Origin of the sequence: Cronobacter sp. EKM101R, from assembly GCF_963888145.1 — a bacterium.
Taxonomy (GTDB): Bacteria; Pseudomonadota; Gammaproteobacteria; order Enterobacterales; family Enterobacteriaceae; genus Cronobacter; species Cronobacter turicensis.
This window is the reverse complement of sequence record NZ_CAWPHW010000010.1, coordinates 14419-31446: the sequence shown is the minus strand read 5'-3', so window position 1 is coordinate 31446 and position 17028 is coordinate 14419. Positions and strand designations below refer to the sequence as shown.

The following is a 17028-nucleotide window of genomic DNA, read 5'->3' as shown; positions in this document are numbered from 1 at the left end:
AAAAGCAGGTGTTGTCGCTGCGCCTGGGCGCAGAAGTTTTTAGCAGGAAAAAGCAGACAGGCGCGGCGGCGCGCGAGTATCGGGCCAGAGCCGCGGGTAAAAACGCCAGTGTCTGGCCACCGGACGGGGAACCGGCAACCGGACGCGTTGCAGAATAAAGGAGACGAGCAGCGCCAGCGCCAGCAACAGGCCTGGCACATGGGCCAGCAGAACGCAGTAGCCGCACGCTTCGCCATGATCGACAGGCATGGAGACTGGCTGAGGGGCAGACATCTTGTGATGCATTCCAGGGTGCGTATCGGGCATGTCAGCCATCGGCATCTCATGATGCATGCCGGGCATTGCGCTCATTGGGTCTTTTTGCAGGCTGATGGAGATAAGGGGCGCCACCACAATCAGCAGGATCGCGAACAGCGCAAGCAAGGCCGCGCGATAACGAAACACTGACTGATAAAAGATGTTGCTGCCCACAGCACCTCCAGAAAGGGAGGCTTATTGTAAATGATTTGAATGTGAAAGGTTAACGCAAAGGAAGGAAAACCGTCCGCCTTTACACTGCGCTAAAAAGGCCGGAGATAAAAAAAGGGCCAGCCCGCAGGCCAGCCCTTTTTATATCGGATGTCGCGAAAGCGAATCTTAGTTAAGACGCTCTTTGATACGAGCAGACTTACCAGTGCGCTCACGCAGGTAGTACAGTTTAGCTTTACGTACAGCACCACGACGTTTAACAGCAATGCTGTCAACTACCGGAGAGTGAGTCTGGAAGACACGCTCAACGCCTTCGCCGTTGGAGATTTTGCGAACAGTGAATGCAGAGTGCAGACCGCGGTTACGGATAGCGATAACCACGCCCTCGAATGCCTGCAGACGTTTTTTGGAACCTTCAACAACCCATACTTTCACTTCCACGGTATCACCCGGACGGAAGGAAGGTACGTCCTGCTTCATCTGCTCTTGTTCAATTTGCTTAATAATGTTGCTCATAATTTAATCTCTTATCCTGGGTAAACTGATGTTTCGGGTAGCGGCTTACGCGTCGCCAGTCCCATCATGTCTATGTTGCTGTTGCGCGTGTTCTGTTTTGAACTCCGCCAGCAACTTTGCTTGCTCTTCAGTCAGAGCCAGGTTTTCCAGAAGTTCAGGTCTTCTAAGCCAGGTACGGCCCAGCGACTGCTTCAGGCGCCAGCGTCTGATTTGGGCATGGTTCCCCGACAGTAAAACTGGCGGTACTTCCATCCCTTCTAACACTTCAGGCCGGGTATAGTGCGGGCAATCCAGCAACCCGTCGGCAAAGGAATCTTCCGTTGCCGACGCTTCGTGACCGAGTACGCCCGGAATAAACCTGGCGACCGAATCAATCAGCGTCATGGCGGGTAGCTCGCCGCCGCTGAGAACGTAATCGCCGATTGACCATTCTTCGTCAATTTCGGCCTGAATTACGCGCTCATCTATCCCTTCGTAGCGGCCACAAACCAGAATTAATTTCTCGTTCGTCGCCAGCTCACTGACGCCCGCTTGATCAAGCTTGCGTCCCTGAGGTGAAAGGTAAATCACCTTTGCGCCCTCGCCTGCCGCGGCTTTCGCTGCGTGAATGGCGTCCCGTAAGGGTTGCACCATCATTAGCATCCCCGGTCCGCCGCCGTAGGGCCTGTCGTCCACGGTACGGTGCCGGTCGTGCGTGAAGTCGCGAGGACTCCAGCTATCGATGCTCAGCAGGCCATTTTTTACTGCCCGGCCAGTTACCCCGTAATCGGTAATCGCGCGGAACATCTCAGGAAACAGGCTGATTATGCCAATCCACATAGCGCCGTTTATTACCGTTTGTCCGGAGGTTTAAAAACCAGGATCCCAATCTACTTCAATGGTTTGAGTAGCGAGATCGACTTTCTTGATAACCTGCCCATCGAGGAACGGAAGTAACCGCTCCTTGATACCGAACGCATCTTTCAGGTTTGCCTTCACGACGAGAACGTCGTTCGACCCGGTTTCCATCATGTCGATGACTTTACCGAGGGTGTACCCTTCAGTCGTGACTACCTGGCAACCGATAAGGTCTTTCCAGTAATAGTCGCCTTCTTCGAGGTCCGGCAACTGCGAGGAATCCACGACAATTTCGCAATTGGTCAGTAGATTCGCGGCATCACGATCGTCAACGCCTTTCAGCTTGATGATGATGTCCTGATTGTGGTGCTTCCAGCTTTCCAGCTGTACTTGCTGCCACTGACCCGCCTGCTGGATAAACCAGGGCTGATAGTCAAAAATGCTTTCGGCGTCTTCGGTGGAGGAAAACACTCTGAGCCAACCACGAATGCCGTAACAAGAACCCATTTTCCCAAGAACAATCGGGTTAACAGGGGCTTTAGCGGCGTCTTGCTTGCTCATCATGACCACCGTGACAGATTAAGCTGCTTTTTTTGCTGCTTTGATCAGCGCGGAAACGCGATCGGAAACGGTAGCGCCCTGGCCAACCCAGTGTTCGATACGATCCAGATCCAGGCGTACGCCTTCTTCTTTCTCGTTAGCGATCGGGTTGAAGAAACCAACGCGCTCAATGAAGCGACCGTTGCGTGCATTACGGCTATCAGTAACGACAACCTGGTAGAACGGACGCTTTTTAGCGCCGTGACGAGCTAAACGAATAGTTACCATAACATCCTCTTGTGTGAATAAAACACCGGGCCCCATCGAGGAACGGAGCCCGGCGTCATATTAAAAGCCCGAAAATTTTACTGATTTCTGAGGAAAAAGCAATCTGCATATAGCAACAGAGGACAATCAGGCGTATATCGTTGCAGCCAGTTTCGTCACGGCGTGCGCACAGGAAGCGGAGCGTACACGCAGTACGTGAGCATTCCGAGCACACCCCGGGGCGAAAATGGCAAATAAGATAGCCTGATTTTTCTCTGTTTAACGGCCAGGGAAGCCAGGCGGCATCATCCCTTTCATGCCCCGCATCATCTTCGCCATCCCGCCCTTCTTCATCTTCTTCATCATGCGCTGCATGTCGTCGAACTGTTTCAGAAGACGGTTAACGTCCTGCACCTGCATCCCGCAGCCTGTCGCGATACGGCGCTTGCGGGAGCCTTTGATAATCTCCGGCTTCGCGCGCTCTTTCAGCGTCATTGAGTTGATGATGGCTTCCATGCGCACCAGGACTTTGTCGTCCATCTGCGATTTCACGTTGTCAGGCAGTTGCCCCATGCCCGGCAGCTTGCCCATCAGGCTCGCCATGCCGCCCATGTTTTTCATCTGCTTGAGCTGCTCAAGGAAATCGTTTAAGTCGAAGCCGTCGCCTTTTTTCAGTTTGGTGGCGAGTTTCTCCGCCTGGGCGCGATCGACTTTGCTTTCGATATCTTCGATAAGCGACAGCACGTCGCCCATGCCGAGGATACGCGATGCGATACGATCCGGGTGGAATGGCTCCAGCGCTTCGGTTTTTTCGCCGACGCCGAGGAATTTAATCGGTTTGCCGGTGATGTGACGAATCGAGAGCGCCGCGCCGCCGCGGGCGTCGCCGTCGACTTTGGTCAGCACCACGCCGGTCAGCGGCAGCGCTTCGTTAAAGGCTTTCGCGGTATTGGCGGCATCCTGGCCGGTCATCGCATCGACCACAAACAGCGTTTCCACTGGTTTGATAGAGGCGTGGACCTGCTTGATTTCGTCCATCATCGCTTCGTCGACGTGCAGACGACCGGCGGTATCCACCAGCAGCACGTCGTAGAATTTCAGCTTCGCTTCTTTCAGCGCCGCGTTAACGATGTCGACCGGCTTTTGCGCCACGTCGGACGGGAAGAAATCCACGCCCACCTGCTGCGCCAGCGTTTCGAGCTGTTTGATCGCCGCCGGGCGATACACGTCCGCAGAGACCACCAGCACCTTTTTCTTGTGCTTTTCGCGCAGGAATTTACCAAGCTTACCGACGCTGGTCGTTTTACCGGCGCCCTGCAGGCCCGCCATCAGCACCACGGCGGGCGGCTGCGCGGCCAGGTTCAGGCTCTGGTTCTCTTCGCCCATCGCCGCCACCAGCTCGTTACGAACAATCTTCACGAACTCCTGGCCTGGCGTCAGGCTTTTGTTAACTTCATGCCCTACCGCTTTCTCTTTTACGCGGTTGATGAAGTCACGCACTACCGGCAGCGCGACGTCCGCCTCCAGCAGCGCCATGCGCACTTCGCGCAGCGTCTCTTTAATGTTGTCTTCAGTCAGGCGCCCACGGCCGCTGATATTGCGTAGCGTGCGCGACAAACGGTCAGTTAAATTATCAAACATGATCTCTTGCCCAAGGGTAACTTTAGGCCGCCGCAGCGACACCGAGTAAGAATGAGGCGCAGTATAACATGAAGCCGCCCTGGTTGTGATGCAACGGTTGGAGCAGGCGGCGCGTAACGCTATACTACTTCTCTTTCTCTTCTGGCTAATCCGACATCCTATATGCCTGTTTTTTCACTGCTGGCGCTTGTCGCCTACTCGGTAAGCCTGGCGCTTATCATTCCCGGCCTGCTTCGCAAGAACAGCGCGTGGCGTCGTCTTGCGATACTTTCGGCGGTGATTGCGCTCGTCTGCCACGCCGTGGCGCTGGAAGGCCGACTCTTCCCGGACGACAGCAGCGGCCAGAATCTCAGTCTGCTCAACGTCGGTTCTCTGGTCAGCCTAATGATCTGCACCGTGATGACGATTGTCGCCTCGAAAAACCGCGGCTGGCTGCTGTTGCCGATTGTTTACGCGTTCGCCCTGATCAACCTGGCGTTCGCGACCTTCGTGCCGAATGAATACATTACGCATCTGGAAACCACGCCCGGCATGATGGTGCACATCGGCCTGTCGCTTTTCTCGTACGCGACGCTGATCATCGCCGCGCTCTATGCGCTGCAACTGGCCTGGATAGACTATCTGCTGAAAAACAAAAAGCTGGTGTTCAGCGCCGATATGCCGCCGCTGATGGGCATTGAGCGCAAGATGTTCCATATCACCCAGGTCGGCGTCGTCCTGCTGACGCTGACGCTCTGCACCGGTCTGTTCTATCTTCAGAACATGTTCAGCATGGAGAATATCGACAAAGCGGTGCTGTCCATCGTCGCATGGTTTGTCTATATCATCCTGCTCTGGGGACACTATCATGAAGGCTGGCGCGGTCGCCGCGTGGTGTGGTTTAACGTCGCAGGCGCCGCTTTGCTGACGCTGGCTTACTTCGGCAGCCGGGTTATCCAGCAATTCGCGGGCTAAACATCTAAGGACACACGTTTGGAACATATCTCAACCACCACGCTCATCGTAACGCTTATCGTGATGGTGGTGGTCTCCGCCTACTTCTCCGGTTCCGAAACCGGGATGATGACCCTCAACCGCTACCGACTGCGGCACCTGTCGAAGCAGGGCAATCGCGCGGCAAAACGGGTGGAGCGCCTGCTGCGCAAGCCCGACCGACTGATAAGCCTGGTGTTAATCGGCAATAACCTGGTCAATATTCTTGCCTCCTCGCTCGCCACTATCGTTGGCATGCGCCTGTATGGCGACGCGGGTGTGGCTATCGCCACCGGCGTGCTGACCTTCGTGGTGCTGGTTTTCGCTGAAGTCCTGCCGAAAACCGTCGCGGCGCTCTACCCGGAAAAAGTGGCGTTCCCGAGCAGTTTTTTACTCGGCCCGCTGCAAATCATCATGATGCCGCTGGTCTGGCTGCTGAATATGATTACGCGCGTGCTGATGCGCATGGTCGGCATCAAAGCGGATAACGTGGTGAGCGCCGCGCTTAGCAAAGATGAGCTACGCACGCTCGTGCATGAATCGCACTCGAAGATTTCCCGCCGCAATCAGGACATGCTGCTTTCGGTGCTGGATCTGGAAAAAGTGAGCGTCAGCGACATCATGGTGCCGCGTAACGATATCGTCGGCATTGATATCAACGATGACTGGAAATCCATCGTTCGCCAGCTTACCCACTCGCCGCACGGGCGCATCGTGCTCTATCGCGAATCCCTCGACGACGCCATCGGTATGCTGCGCATCCGCGAAGCCTGGCGGCAGATGAATGAGAAAAAAGAGTTCACCAAAGAGGTGATGCTGCGCGCCGCCGATGAGATCTATTACGTGCCGGAAGGTACGCCGCTCAGCGTCCAGCTGGTGAAATTCCAGCGCAATAAAAAGAAAGTGGGCCTGGTGGTCAATGAATACGGCGATATTCAGGGGCTGGTGACGGTAGAAGATATTCTTGAAGAGATTGTCGGGGACTTCACCACCTCGATGTCGCCGACGCTTGCCGAAGAGGTGACGCCGCAAAACGACGGCTCGGTCATCATCGAAGGCAGCGCTAACGTGCGGGAGCTGAACAAAGCGTTCAACTGGCGTCTGCCGGAAGAAGAAGCCCGCACCGTCAACGGCATGATCCTCGAAGCGCTGGAGGAGATCCCCTCTGCCGGCATTCGTCTGCGTCTGAACCAGTACGATATCGATATTCTGGATGTGCAGGAAAACATGATCAAACAGGTGCGGATAACGCCGGTAAAACCGCTGCGCGAAAGCGTGGAAGGCAGCTAACGCTTCCCCATTAAAAAAGGCCAGTCGATGACTGGCCTTTTTATTAATGCGCGGCTTACGCCTTCGCTTTCGCGACGGTCACCATCGCGGCGCGAATGGTACGGCCGTTCAGGGTATAGCCTTTCTGCATCACTGCCAGTACGTGGTTCGGCGCAACGTCTTCCGATTCCACCATGGCGATAGCCTGATGCACGTTCGGATCCAGCGGCACGTTAGTATCGGCAATCACTTCCACGCCGAACTTGCGCACCACGTCCAGCATGGATTTCAGGGTCAGTTCGATCCCTTCCACCATGGCGGCCATATCCTGATTTTCTTTGTTCGCCACTTCAAGCGCGCGATCGAGGCTGTCGATAACCGGCAGCAGCTCGTTGATGAATTTCTCGAGCGCGAATTTATGCGCTTTCTCGATATCCTGCTCGGTACGACGGCGCAGGTTTTCCATCTCCGCTTTCATGCGCAGCACATTGTCGCGCTCGCGGGTCTGGGACTGCGTCAGTTCGGACTGCAACCGGGCAATCTCTTCATCGCGCGGATCCACCTGCTCAGCAGATTCGGCAGATTCTACAGCCTCAACCTCTTCATGCTGCTCCGTGACGATCTCTTCCGGGGCTTGCCCGTCAGGCGTTTTCTGTTCTTTACTACTCATGAAATTCTCCGCGTTTATGCATTCGTATCGCTAACCTGGATTATTATGGGGATCAGTTTGCGGGTTTCAAGGGAAGCAGACAGATTGTCCCCCTTTCCACGCCTATAAGGACGACCAGGAAAATGAATAACCATTTCAACTGCATCGGTATTGTCGGACATCCACGCCACCCTACCGCGCTGACGACGCATGAAATGCTCTGGCGCTGGCTCTTAGAGCGCGGCTACGACGTCATTATCGAGCAGCAGATAGCCGAGGAGCTCAAACTCAGCGACGCCCGCACCGGGACGCTGGCGGAAATCGGCCAGCAGGCGGACCTGGCGGTCGTGGTCGGCGGGGACGGCAATATGCTGGGCGCCGCCCGCGTCCTGGCGCGCTACGACATCAGCGTCATCGGCATCAACCGCGGCAACCTCGGGTTCCTCACCGATCTCGACCCGGACAACGCCCAGCAGCAACTGGCGGACGTGCTTGAAGGCCACTACATTCGCGAGCAACGCTTTTTGCTGGAGGCCCAGGTCTGCCAGAAAAACTGCCAGAAGCGCATCAGCACCGCCATCAATGAAGTGGTTCTGCACCCAGGCAAAGTGGCGCACATGATTGAATTTGAAGTTTATATAGACGAAAAATTCGCCTTTTCCCAGCGCTCTGACGGCCTGATAATCTCAACGCCTACCGGCTCAACCGCCTATTCACTCTCTGCAGGCGGCCCTATCCTGACGCCGTCGCTCGATGCTATCACGCTGGTGCCGATGTTCCCGCATACGCTCTCGGCGCGTCCGCTGGTTATCAACAGCAGCAGCACCATCCGCCTGCGGTTTTCCAACATGCGCAGCGATCTGGAAATCAGCTGCGACAGCCAGATAGCGCTGCCGATTCAGGAAGGGGAAGATGTGTTTATCCGCCGCTGCGACTATCCGCTGAACCTGATCCACCCGAAGGACTACAGCTATTTCAACACGTTAAGTTCAAAGCTAGGCTGGTCAAAAAAATTATTCTGAAACCCGTATTAGCCACTTTACTGTATATAAAACCAGTTTATACTGTATGCAATTACAGCTCTGTGAGTTTATACAGGAAGGCGGCTATGCTGGCACAATTAACCATCAGTAATTTCGCTATTGTTCGTGAACTGGAAATCGACTTTAACGCCGGGATGACCGCCATCACGGGTGAAACCGGCGCCGGTAAATCCATCGCGATCGATGCGCTGGGCTTGTGCCTGGGCGGTCGTGCGGAAGGCGATATGGTGCGTGCCGGCGCCAGCCGCGCGGATCTCTGCGCCCGCTTCGCGCTGAAGGATACGCCCGCCGCGCTGCGCTGGCTGGAAGAAAACCAGCTTGAAGACGGCAGCGAGTGCCTGCTGCGCCGCGTTATCAGCAGCGATGGCCGCTCGCGCGGCTTTATCAACGGCACCGCCGTGCCGCTCTCGCAATTGCGCGAACTCGGCCAGTTACTGATTCAGATTCACGGTCAGCACGCTCACCAGCTCCTGCTCAAGCCTGAGCATCAGAAACGCCTGCTGGATGGCTATGCGGGCGAAGGCGAGCTGATGGCGCAGATGGCGCAAAGCTACCGGCAGTGGCATCAAAGCTGTCGCGATCTCGCCCTGCATCAGCAGCAGAGCCAGGAGCGCGCCGCCCGCGCCGAGCTGCTGCACTACCAGTTAAAAGAGCTTAACGAATTCAACCCGCAAGCGGGCGAGTTCGAGCAAATCGATGAAGAGTACAAACGCTTAGCCAACAGCGGGCAGCTGCTTTCTACCAGTCAGCAGGCGTTAAACCTGCTGGCCGACGCGGAAGATGCCAACCTGCAAAGCCAGCTCTACAGCGCACGCAATCTGGTGACCGACCTGGTCGGCATGGATGACAAACTCTCCGGCGTGCTGAATATGCTTGAAGAGGCCGCCATCCAGCTGAGTGAAGCCAGCGACGAACTGCGTCACTACTGCGAACGTCTGGATCTCGACCCGAACCGTCTGTATGAGCTGGAGCAGCGCATCTCCCGTCAAATCACGCTTGCGCGCAAGCACCATATCGCCCCGGAAGAGCTGCCCGCGTTCCACCAGAAGCTGCTCGAAGAGCAGCAGCTTCTGGACGACCAGGCCGATTGCCTGGAAACGTTGACCCTGGCGGTCAACAAACACCACAAGCAGGCGCTGGCGGTGGCTCACGCGTTGCATGAGAGCCGCGTGGTCTATGCCCGCGAGCTGACGCAGCTGATTACCGACAGTATGCATTCGCTGTCAATGCCGCACGGTCAGTTCACGATTGACGTCCTGTTTGAGGAGCACCACCTGACGGCGGAAGGCGCCGATCGCATCGATTTCCGCGTGTCCACGAACCCAGGCCAGCCGCTGCAGCCGCTCGCGAAAGTCGCCTCCGGCGGCGAGCTATCCCGTATCGCGCTGGCGATTCAGGTGATTACCGCGCGTAAGATGGAAACCCCGGCGCTGATTTTCGATGAAGTGGATGTGGGCATCAGCGGTCCGACGGCAGCGGTGGTCGGTAAACTGCTGCGCCAGCTCGGCGAATCGACGCAGGTGATGTGTGTGACCCACCTGCCGCAAGTCGCGGGTTGCGGCCACCATCATTTCTTCGTCAGCAAAGAGACTGATGGCGCGATGACCGAAACCCATATGCAGCCGCTGGATAAAAAAGCGCGCCTGCAGGAGCTGGCCCGTCTGCTGGGCGGCAGCGAGGTGACGCGCAATACGCTGGCGAACGCCAAAGAGCTGCTGGCGGCATAATTCTCGCCAGGGCGGGGCTCTGCGCCCCGTCCTTTCGCTCAGAAAAGCAGCAACAGAAGCGCGCGGCGTGCTTTAATCGCTTTTTGGGCTAACTTTTTTCCTCCGCTACGGTCATAGTGAAGCGCCTTAAGGTTTTAAACTGACTGAAGGTTTATTATCATCGGCTAATTATGTATGAGCCGCGTGTTGCTCGGGCCCGAAAAGGAATCTAATCACTATGCGCTGTAAAACGCTGACTGCTGCCGCAGCGGTCCTTCTGATGTTGACCGCAGGCTGTTCTACTCTGGAGCGAGTGGTTTACCGCCCCGACATTAACCAGGGTAACTACCTGACGCCTACCGACATTGCTAAAATCCGTATCGGCATGACGCAACAGCAGGTTGCTTACGCGCTGGGTACGCCGATGATGACGGACCCGTTCGGCAGCAATACGTGGTTCTACGTTTTCCGTCAGCAGCCGGGCCATGAGGATGTCACTCAGCAAACGCTGACCCTGACCTTCAACAGCAACGGCGTGCTGACCAATATGGATAACAAACCGAAGCTCGACGCGAAGCGTTAATCGCGCATGATGCTCAAACGAAAAAAGGTGCCTCAGGCACCTTTTTTATTGGGCGTTTTATGGCATGAGCTTGACGCCCACCGAGAGTAATGCGTACCGCGGCTTACTTTTTCGCCGCGCGTTCGGCGCGCTGGCGGCGTAGCTCTTTCGGGTCGGCTATCAGGGGCCGGTAAATTTCCACCCGGTCGCCGTCATTAAGCCTATCGGCAAGCTTCACCGGACGGCTGTAAATCCCGACCTTATTCTTCTTCAGATCGATATCTTTACGCAGCTCCAGCAGGCCGGAGGCGATAATCGCCTCTTCCACCGATGCGCCTTCAGGCAGTTTTACCTTCCGCAGGTACTGTTTTTCGGGCAGGGCATACGCCACTTCCACCTGAATCTCACCCGGCACTGTAAACCTCTTTGGCGCGTTGCGAGAACGCCTGCACCATGCTGGAGGCGAGCTCTTTAAACACCCGGCCAAACGCGAGTTCGATGAGCTTGTTGGTGAATTCAAAATCGAGATTGAATTCAATCTGGCAGGCGTCTTCGGTCAGCGGCGTAAATTTCCAGCCGCCCATCAGTTTCTTGAAGGGGCCATCGACCAGATGCATCAAAATGCTCTGATTGCTGATCAGCGTATTGCGGGTGGTGAACGTCTTGCTGATGCCGGCTTTCGACACTTCGACCGCCGCCGTCATCTGGCCCGGAGACGATTCCAGCACGCGGCTTCCTACGCAGCCTGGCAGAAACTCAGGGTAGGATTTCACATCGTTCACTAACTTATACATCTGCTCAGCGCTGTAAGGCACCAGGGCAGTACGACTAATCTGGGGCATAGTATTTCCTGTGAGTCATACGACTTAGAAATAATAACATTTATCATCCATTAAACAAAAACTCGCCGGCAGACATGCTAAGATAACCCTTTTCCACCCCGGGAAAGGGGTGCGTTTTACGACCGGATTACCTATACTGAGCGGCACTATGACCAAGAAAAAAGCACACAAACCTGGCTCAGCCACTATTGCGCTCAACAAGCGCGCCCGCCATGAGTACTTCATCGAAGAAGAGTTTGAAGCAGGCCTGGCGCTCCAGGGCTGGGAAGTAAAATCCCTGCGCGCGGGCAAAGCCAACATCGGCGACAGCTACGTGATCCTGAAAGATGGCGAGGCGTATCTGTTCGGGGCAAACTTCCAGCCGCTGAACGTGGCGTCCACCCATGTAGTCTGCGACCCGACGCGCACCCGTAAGCTGCTGCTGAATCAGCGCGAGCTGGATAGTCTGTATGGCCGCATGAACCGCGAAGGTTATACCGTGGTGGCGTTATCGCTGTACTGGAAAAACGCCTGGTGCAAAGTCAAAATCGGCGTGGCGAAAGGTAAGAAGCAGCACGATAAGCGTTCCGACCTGAAAGAGCGCGAATGGCAGCTTGATAAAGCACGCATTATGAAAAACGCAGGGCGCTAAGCGTACCGACAAAAAAACCGGCGACAGCCGGTTTTTTTATGGTCATTGTGAGCGCGAGACGTGCCGGTACAGCGCGGTGGGTGCGCTTTGCTTACCCACCCTACATGGCTGCATCACCACTTGTTATCTCGGGTGGGTGCGCTGCGCTTACCCACCCTACATGACTGCATCGCCATTTATCTCGTTTGGTGGGTGCGCTGCGCTTACCCACCCTACATGGCTGCATCGCCACTTGTTATCTCCGGTGGGTGCGCTGCGCTTACCCACCTTACAAACTTATGGATATCCCTGCGTAGGGCGGGTAAGCGCAGCGCACCCGCCAACTCAATATCAATAACATCCGCCACCTCACTATCACGCCACAAATCTACCGCTCCCTTAACGCCTCTTTCACCTTGTTGAGCGGCTTAATCAAATAATCGAGCACCGTTTTTTGTCCGGTTTTAATCTCCACGTTCGCGACCATCCCCGGCAGGATCGGGAAGCGCTTGCCGTTGCGGTTCTTCAGCTCCGCGCTCTGCGTGCGCACATAAACCCGGTAATAAAACTGATCGCGCTTCACTTCATCCTGGAGCGTATCGGGCGAGACCATCTCCACCTCGCCTTTCAGATCGCCGTAAATAGACGAATCGTAGGCCGTGATCTTCACCGTCGCCGGTAACCCAGGCCGGATATAGGCGATATCGCGCGGATTAATGCGCGTTTCCACCAGCAACTGATCTTCCAGCGGGACTATCTCCATCAGCTTGCCGCCGGGCTGGAGCACGCCGCCCACCGTCGTCACCTGGATATCTTTCACCACCCCGCGCACCGGCGAAAACAGCGTGGCGCGATCGAGCTGATCCGCCTTGCCCGCCATCACCTGCAACTGAGCGTCGAGATCGGCGTTATTCTTCACCTGCTCCTCACGCGCGCGCACCGCAAACTGGTTACGCGCGTCGTCCATTTTGCCTTTCAGCTCCGCAGCCTGGCGCTGCAAACGAATGACCTCCACTTCACTGGCGGCGCCTTTCGCCACCAGCGGCTGGGTCATGCGCAGCTCCGCCATCACCAGGTTGTAAGTTTTTTGCAGGTTCTCCAGCGTCTCGTCAAGGTTGCGGCGGCGCGATTCATAGAGCTGACGTTCGCGGGCCACCAGCGCCGGTTCACGCAACGACTCCTCGCTAAACTGAAGCGGTTCGCCGGTCAGCTCCGAGCGCAGCCGCTCGCTGGAGGCGCGCAGCGCGCGCGCTCTCGCCGCCGCCTCGCCATAGTTCGACTGAAACCGCGTCGGATCGAGCCGCGCCAGCATCTGCCCGCGCTCCACCACATCGCCTTCATGTACCATCAGTGCGTTGACAATCCCGCCGTCCAGGCTCTCTATCACCTGTGCGCGGCTCGACGGCGTAATTTTGCCGGTGCCGACCGTCACTTCATCGAGCGTCGCAAACCACGCCCAGACGAAAAACAGCACCAGCGCCGCCAGCGTCAGCCAGATAACCGACGAATAAAAACGCCCCTGACGCGCCAGCTCTTCCTGCATGGTTAATTGGCTCATCAATGCTCCTTACGCCACCGAGGCGACGTTGCTGTTGCGCTGCGCCGTCTGCAAAATGGCGTCGCGCGGGCCGTCCGCCACCACTTTGCCATTCTCCATCACCACCACCCGGTCAACCAGCGACAGCAGCGCCGGGCGATGCGTCACCAGCACCAGCGTGCGGCCGGTCAGCCATTGATGAAGCTGGCGAATAACATAGCTTTCCAGCTGTTCATCCATCGAGGCGGTCGGCTCATCCAGCAGTACAATCTGCGGGTTACGCACCAGCAGACGGCTCAACAGCACCATCTGGCGCTGCCCGCCGGAAAGCCCGCGCCCGCCTTCGTTAATCAGCCGGTCGAGGCTTGCGGCGTCATGCTGCACCATCGAGAGCGCGCCGCTGATACGCAGCGCCTGCAACAGCTCGGCATCCGTGGCGTTGGGGTGCCCGAGCATCAGGTTCTGGCGCAGCGTACCGAAAAAGAGCCGCGACTCCTGCGATAAAAACCCCACCTGGCGGCGCACATCCATCGGATCGATATGCGCCAGATCCACGCCGTCGATAATCACTTTGCCCTTGCTCGCCTGCGCCTGACCGGAAAGCAGTTTCAGCAGGGTGGATTTCCCGGCGCCCACTTTGCCGAGGATCGCCACACGCTCGCCAGGCTTAATCTCAAGCGACGGCACCAGCAGCGCCTGATCGCCCTTCTCTTTGTCGTAGCTGTACTGCACATCCTGAAGCTGATAATGGCCCGCCAGCACCGGGCAGTGCGCCATCTTGCTGCCCGCTTCTTTATCGAGCGGCTTTTTCAGCAGTTCATTCAGCCCGCTCATGGCGGTTTTGGCGTGCTGCCAGCGGGAAAAGACCATCGTCAGTTGCATCAGCGGCGCCAGCGTGCGTGAAGAAAGTAAACTACACGCCACCAGCGTCCCGGTGGTAATTTGCCCGTCGAGCACCAGATAACTGCCGAACACCAGCATGCCGGCGTAGGTAATTTGCTGCACCGTCGAGGCCCAGCCGCTTAAGCGCGCGCCCCAGACGCGCTGCTTCATGCCGATGCTCGCGCCGACGCTGTGCGTGTGTTCCCACTGACGCTGAAAATAGGGCTCCGCCTGCAGCGCTTTAATATCTTCAACGCCCTCGATCGACTCCACCAGCACGGCGTTGCGGATAGCGCTCTCGCGCATCCCCTCTTTGGCGAGCTTCGCCATCGGCCACTGGATCAAAAGCCCTGGGATCACAATCAGCGGGATCGCGATAAGCGGGATCGCCACCAGTTGTCCGCCCACCAGCGCCATGATCCCCAGAAAGAGCAGCACGAACGGAATATCCATCGCCGCGCCGACGGTCGTGGAGGTCAGCAGCTCGCGCACCTGATCGATTTCACGCAGCTGCGAGATAAACGATCCGGTGGATTTCGGCCGTTCGTCATTTTTAATCGCCATCGCGCGGGCATAAAACAGCGACGACACATTGAGATCGATATGCTTGCCCATGATGTCGGAAACGTGCGTGCGAGCAAGGCGAATGAAAAACTCAAACAGCGCCGCCAGCAGCACACCGAAGAACAGCACCCACAGCGTCGGGAACGACTCCGCCGGGATCACGCGGTCATAGACCTGCATCGAGAACAGGATGCCTGCCAGCGCCAGCACGTTGCCGAGCACCGACGCCAGCGAAATCTCCGCAAGCTTACGTCCGGCGTGCCGGAAGTGGCGCCAGAACCAGTGTTGTTCGTACGGGCGGGTGAAATCATCGATGCGCGCGTCGCGCCCGCGCGCGGCGATACCGAGCAGCGCCACGTCCGGTTTGACGCGCTTCAGTAACTCATCCAGCGGCTCTTCGCGCACCAGATCGCCGCCCTCGCTCAGCCAGTAAGTCACCACGCCGTCGGCGTCGATGGCTTCCAGCAGCATCAACCCGCCCTCTTCCAGCTGCACGATGACCGGCAGCGTCTGGCTGTTCCAGCGCATATTGGTAATGGGCGTCAGGCGCACCTGTAAGCCCATCAGCGCCGCGAGCCGGTCGAGTCGCGGCTCCAGCGGCAAATTTTCAAACCAGCGCATCTGCTGGCGCACCGCCGGCGCGTCGGCGGGCAGTCCGAAGCGCCCGGCCGCGCGCGTCATGGCGCGGATCCAGCTTTCGGTATCGGGGATCTGGGACATCGCTACTCCTTAAAGTGCCGCGCTTACAGCGACGGCAGGGTATCGCCGGTCATGCGGGCGCGTTCAATGCCGAGCATATCGAGCAGGTTATCCACCGCGGCGGCGTAGCGCACTGCCGCATCCCACGCGTCATAGCGGGCGGTAATGGCGAGCGTGTCGGCCTGGAAAACGTCCTGTTCGATGCTCAGAAGATCGTTAAGGCTGCGTTTGCTGAGCCGGTATTCATCGCGGTACACCTCGCGGGCGTGCCCGGCGCTGGCTATTTGCTGTTCACCCGCCTGCTGGCGCTGCTGCGCGCCGGTCAGATCGGCCCAGGCGGTGGCGGCTTTCTGGTTAATATCAAGCTTGCTCGCCTCGACATCCGCGCGGGCGCTGGCGCGATCGCCTTCTGCCGCCTCCACGCGGGCGCTCACGGCGCCGCCCTGATAAACCGGCGCGTCCACCACCAGCTGAACCTGATCATCCCAGTAGTTGGCATTATCGTTCTGGTAGCGCGTGCGCCCAGCCTGCACCGACACCGTCGGCCAGTGCTGGGCCTGCGCCTGACGGATGCGCTGTTCGGCGGCCAGCTGTTTGGCCTGCGCGGCGCGCACCGCGTTGGTCTGTTCATAAGGCAGCGATTTGAGCGTGATCGGCTGGCGCAGCAAATCCTCCGGCAGATCCGGCAGCGTGTCGGCCACCACGCCGGTAAGCACGCTTAACGCCGCCTGGGCCGAACGGGCCTGGGCGCGATATTGCTCAAACGTGGCGTTCATTCCGGCGATGCGGCTTTGCGCCTGCAACACGTCAGACTGGGTGCTGAGCCCGGCTTCTGAGCGTAAATCCGCCATGTTCTGTACCGAACGCAGCGATGCCAGATTTCGCTCGGCCGCCGCCGCGAGGCTCTGGTAACGACGCACCTGTAAATACGCCTGGAGCGTCTGCATCCCGACCTGATTCAGGGTGTCGTAAAGCTGAAAGCGGTAGGCTTCGGAGAGATTCTCCTGCTCGTCGATACTGCCGCCGGTCTTGCCGAAATCGTAGATCAGCTGTTTGAGGTTCACGCCGCCTGCGGCGTTACTGTTGAGGGAGCCTGAGGAGTCGGTGCGATGGTTGCGCCCGACATTGCCCTGTAAGGAGACTTGCGGAAACCAGGCGCTCTGCGCCTCTTCCAGATTGGCCTTGCCGACGCGGATTTGCGCCGCGGCCTGTGCGATTTTGGGGTTACGCGCAAAGGCGCGAAGAATGGCTTCTTTTATGGTGAGCTGCGCCTGGATCTGCTCGCTTGGGGCCGTCTGCCAGGCTATCTCCTCTTGTGAAACGGCGGGAAAACTTAAAAAGACCGTGGTCAGCAGCAATGCCAGCCGCCTGTAGCGCATTGTGTTGTTGTGCATCCTGTTCCACCTTGATGACGCCGTCTGCGC

18 protein-coding genes are annotated in these 17028 nt (G+C 57.5%); 6 read left to right on the top strand and 12 right to left on the bottom strand.

The window, feature by feature from the left end:
- Positions 1-39: 39 nt before the first annotated feature.
- The 6 genes from AACV31_RS08360 to ffh all read right to left on the bottom strand — a co-directional run bounded on the left by AACV31_RS08360 (position 40) and on the right by ffh (position 4269).
- Positions 40-471, bottom strand: coding sequence for a DUF2946 domain-containing protein (locus AACV31_RS08360; protein ID WP_165157013.1), 432 nt, complete (start codon positions 469-471; stop codon positions 40-42).
- 165 nt (positions 472-636) lie between these two features.
- On the bottom strand, positions 637-984 hold the full coding sequence (gene rplS / locus AACV31_RS08355) for a 50S ribosomal protein L19 (RefSeq protein ID WP_006178051.1): 348 nt from the start codon (positions 982-984) through the stop codon (positions 637-639).
- Between the two features lie 45 nt (positions 985-1029).
- On the bottom strand, positions 1030-1803 hold the full coding sequence (trmD, locus tag AACV31_RS08350; RefSeq protein WP_165157011.1) for a tRNA (guanosine(37)-N1)-methyltransferase TrmD: 774 nt from the start codon (positions 1801-1803) through the stop codon (positions 1030-1032).
- A gap of 30 nt (positions 1804-1833) precedes the next feature.
- Positions 1834-2382 carry a ribosome maturation factor RimM gene (rimM, locus tag AACV31_RS08345; protein ID WP_032805623.1) on the bottom strand — a complete coding sequence of 183 codons (549 nt, stop codon included), beginning with the start codon at positions 2380-2382 and terminating at the stop codon, positions 1834-1836.
- 18 nt (positions 2383-2400) lie between these two features.
- Positions 2401-2649, bottom strand: a complete 249-nt coding sequence (gene rpsP, locus AACV31_RS08340) for a 30S ribosomal protein S16 (RefSeq protein ID WP_007763399.1) — start codon at positions 2647-2649, stop codon at positions 2401-2403.
- A 258-nt stretch (positions 2650-2907) separates the two neighbouring features.
- Positions 2908-4269, bottom strand: a complete 1362-nt coding sequence (gene ffh, locus AACV31_RS08335) for a signal recognition particle protein (protein ID WP_007763406.1) — start codon at positions 4267-4269, stop codon at positions 2908-2910.
- Between the two features lie 162 nt (positions 4270-4431).
- On the opposite strand from ffh, the gene AACV31_RS08330 reads away from it, so the two are divergent.
- Both AACV31_RS08330 and AACV31_RS08325 read left to right on the top strand, forming a co-directional pair.
- Positions 4432-5223 carry a cytochrome C assembly family protein gene (locus AACV31_RS08330; protein WP_007763416.1) on the top strand — a complete coding sequence of 264 codons (792 nt, stop codon included), beginning with the start codon at positions 4432-4434 and terminating at the stop codon, positions 5221-5223.
- Between the two features lie 18 nt (positions 5224-5241).
- Complete coding sequence (locus tag AACV31_RS08325) at positions 5242-6531, top strand: HlyC/CorC family transporter (protein WP_007763419.1); 1290 nt, start codon at positions 5242-5244, stop codon at positions 6529-6531.
- A 55-nt stretch (positions 6532-6586) separates the two neighbouring features.
- Here AACV31_RS08325 and grpE read toward each other — a convergent pair whose 3' ends face one another.
- Positions 6587-7180 (bottom strand): nucleotide exchange factor GrpE, encoded by a 594-nt coding sequence (grpE, locus tag AACV31_RS08320; protein WP_041923845.1) that lies wholly within the window; start codon positions 7178-7180, stop codon positions 6587-6589.
- 122 nt (positions 7181-7302) lie between these two features.
- Here grpE and nadK point away from each other — a divergent pair, with 122 nt between their 5' ends.
- The 3 genes from nadK to bamE all read left to right on the top strand — a co-directional run bounded on the left by nadK (position 7303) and on the right by bamE (position 10491).
- On the top strand, positions 7303-8181 hold the full coding sequence (gene nadK, locus AACV31_RS08315; protein ID WP_007763426.1) for an NAD(+) kinase: 879 nt from the start codon (positions 7303-7305) through the stop codon (positions 8179-8181).
- Positions 8182-8267: 86 nt separating this feature from the next.
- Positions 8268-9929: a DNA repair protein RecN gene (gene recN, locus AACV31_RS08310; protein ID WP_075197622.1), complete on the top strand. Its 1662-nt coding sequence runs from the start codon at positions 8268-8270 to the stop codon at positions 9927-9929.
- Positions 9930-10146: 217 nt separating this feature from the next.
- Positions 10147-10491 carry an outer membrane protein assembly factor BamE gene (gene bamE / locus AACV31_RS08305; RefSeq protein WP_007763433.1) on the top strand — a complete coding sequence of 115 codons (345 nt, stop codon included), beginning with the start codon at positions 10147-10149 and terminating at the stop codon, positions 10489-10491.
- A gap of 103 nt (positions 10492-10594) precedes the next feature.
- Here bamE and AACV31_RS08300 read toward each other — a convergent pair whose 3' ends face one another.
- Positions 10595-10885, bottom strand: a complete 291-nt coding sequence (locus tag AACV31_RS08300) for an RnfH family protein (RefSeq protein WP_007763440.1) — start codon at positions 10883-10885, stop codon at positions 10595-10597.
- The gene (locus tag AACV31_RS08295) at positions 10875-11312 is read right to left on the bottom strand and encodes a type II toxin-antitoxin system RatA family toxin (protein ID WP_007763442.1); all 438 of its coding nucleotides are present in this window, start codon (positions 11310-11312) and stop codon (positions 10875-10877) included. The genes AACV31_RS08300 and AACV31_RS08295 overlap by 11 nt, the downstream gene beginning before the upstream one ends.
- A 148-nt stretch (positions 11313-11460) precedes the next feature.
- Here AACV31_RS08295 and smpB point away from each other — a divergent pair, with 148 nt between their 5' ends.
- Positions 11461-11943 carry an SsrA-binding protein SmpB gene (gene smpB / locus AACV31_RS08290; RefSeq protein ID WP_007700985.1) on the top strand — a complete coding sequence of 161 codons (483 nt, stop codon included), beginning with the start codon at positions 11461-11463 and terminating at the stop codon, positions 11941-11943.
- 367 nt (positions 11944-12310) lie between these two features.
- Here the strand turns inward: smpB and AACV31_RS08285 are convergent, their stop codons facing one another.
- From AACV31_RS08285 to AACV31_RS08275, 3 genes are read right to left on the bottom strand one after another with little or no spacing between them, the layout of a single operon-like run.
- Positions 12311-13480 (bottom strand): HlyD family efflux transporter periplasmic adaptor subunit, encoded by a 1170-nt coding sequence (locus tag AACV31_RS08285; RefSeq protein WP_007763448.1) that lies wholly within the window; start codon positions 13478-13480, stop codon positions 12311-12313.
- Between the two features lie 9 nt (positions 13481-13489).
- Complete coding sequence (locus AACV31_RS08280; protein ID WP_165157009.1) at positions 13490-15625, bottom strand: type I secretion system permease/ATPase; 2136 nt, start codon at positions 15623-15625, stop codon at positions 13490-13492.
- A 23-nt stretch (positions 15626-15648) separates the two neighbouring features.
- Complete coding sequence (locus AACV31_RS08275) at positions 15649-16998, bottom strand: TolC family outer membrane protein (RefSeq protein WP_165157007.1); 1350 nt, start codon at positions 16996-16998, stop codon at positions 15649-15651.
- Positions 16999-17028 lie beyond the last annotated feature (30 nt).

Bases quoted from the DNA above. Each gene is read 5' to 3' on its own strand.
- rplS (WP_006178051.1), bottom strand. From the start codon at position 984: ATGAGCAACATTATTAAGCAAATTGAACAAGAGCAGATGAAGCAGGAC.
- trmD (WP_165157011.1), bottom strand. From the start codon at position 1,803: ATGTGGATTGGCATAATCAGCCTGTTTCCTGAGATGTTCCGCGCGATT.
- rimM (WP_032805623.1), bottom strand. From the start codon at position 2,382: ATGAGCAAGCAAGACGCCGCTAAAGCCCCTGTTAACCCGATTGTTCTT.
- rpsP (WP_007763399.1), bottom strand. From the start codon at position 2,649: ATGGTAACTATTCGTTTAGCTCGTCACGGCGCTAAAAAGCGTCCGTTC.
- ffh (WP_007763406.1), bottom strand. From the start codon at position 4,269: ATGTTTGATAATTTAACTGACCGTTTGTCGCGCACGCTACGCAATATC.
- AACV31_RS08330 (WP_007763416.1), top strand. From the start codon at position 4,432: ATGCCTGTTTTTTCACTGCTGGCGCTTGTCGCCTACTCGGTAAGCCTG.
- grpE (WP_041923845.1), bottom strand. From the start codon at position 7,180: ATGAGTAGTAAAGAACAGAAAACGCCTGACGGGCAAGCCCCGGAAGAG.
- nadK (WP_007763426.1), top strand. From the start codon at position 7,303: ATGAATAACCATTTCAACTGCATCGGTATTGTCGGACATCCACGCCAC.
- recN (WP_075197622.1), top strand. From the start codon at position 8,268: ATGCTGGCACAATTAACCATCAGTAATTTCGCTATTGTTCGTGAACTG.
- bamE (WP_007763433.1), top strand. From the start codon at position 10,147: ATGCGCTGTAAAACGCTGACTGCTGCCGCAGCGGTCCTTCTGATGTTG.
- AACV31_RS08295 (WP_007763442.1), bottom strand. From the start codon at position 11,312: ATGCCCCAGATTAGTCGTACTGCCCTGGTGCCTTACAGCGCTGAGCAG.
- smpB (WP_007700985.1), top strand. From the start codon at position 11,461: ATGACCAAGAAAAAAGCACACAAACCTGGCTCAGCCACTATTGCGCTC.
- AACV31_RS08285 (WP_007763448.1), bottom strand. From the start codon at position 13,480: ATGAGCCAATTAACCATGCAGGAAGAGCTGGCGCGTCAGGGGCGTTTT.
- AACV31_RS08280 (WP_165157009.1), bottom strand. From the start codon at position 15,625: ATGTCCCAGATCCCCGATACCGAAAGCTGGATCCGCGCCATGACGCGC.
- AACV31_RS08275 (WP_165157007.1), bottom strand. From the start codon at position 16,998: ATGCACAACAACACAATGCGCTACAGGCGGCTGGCATTGCTGCTGACC.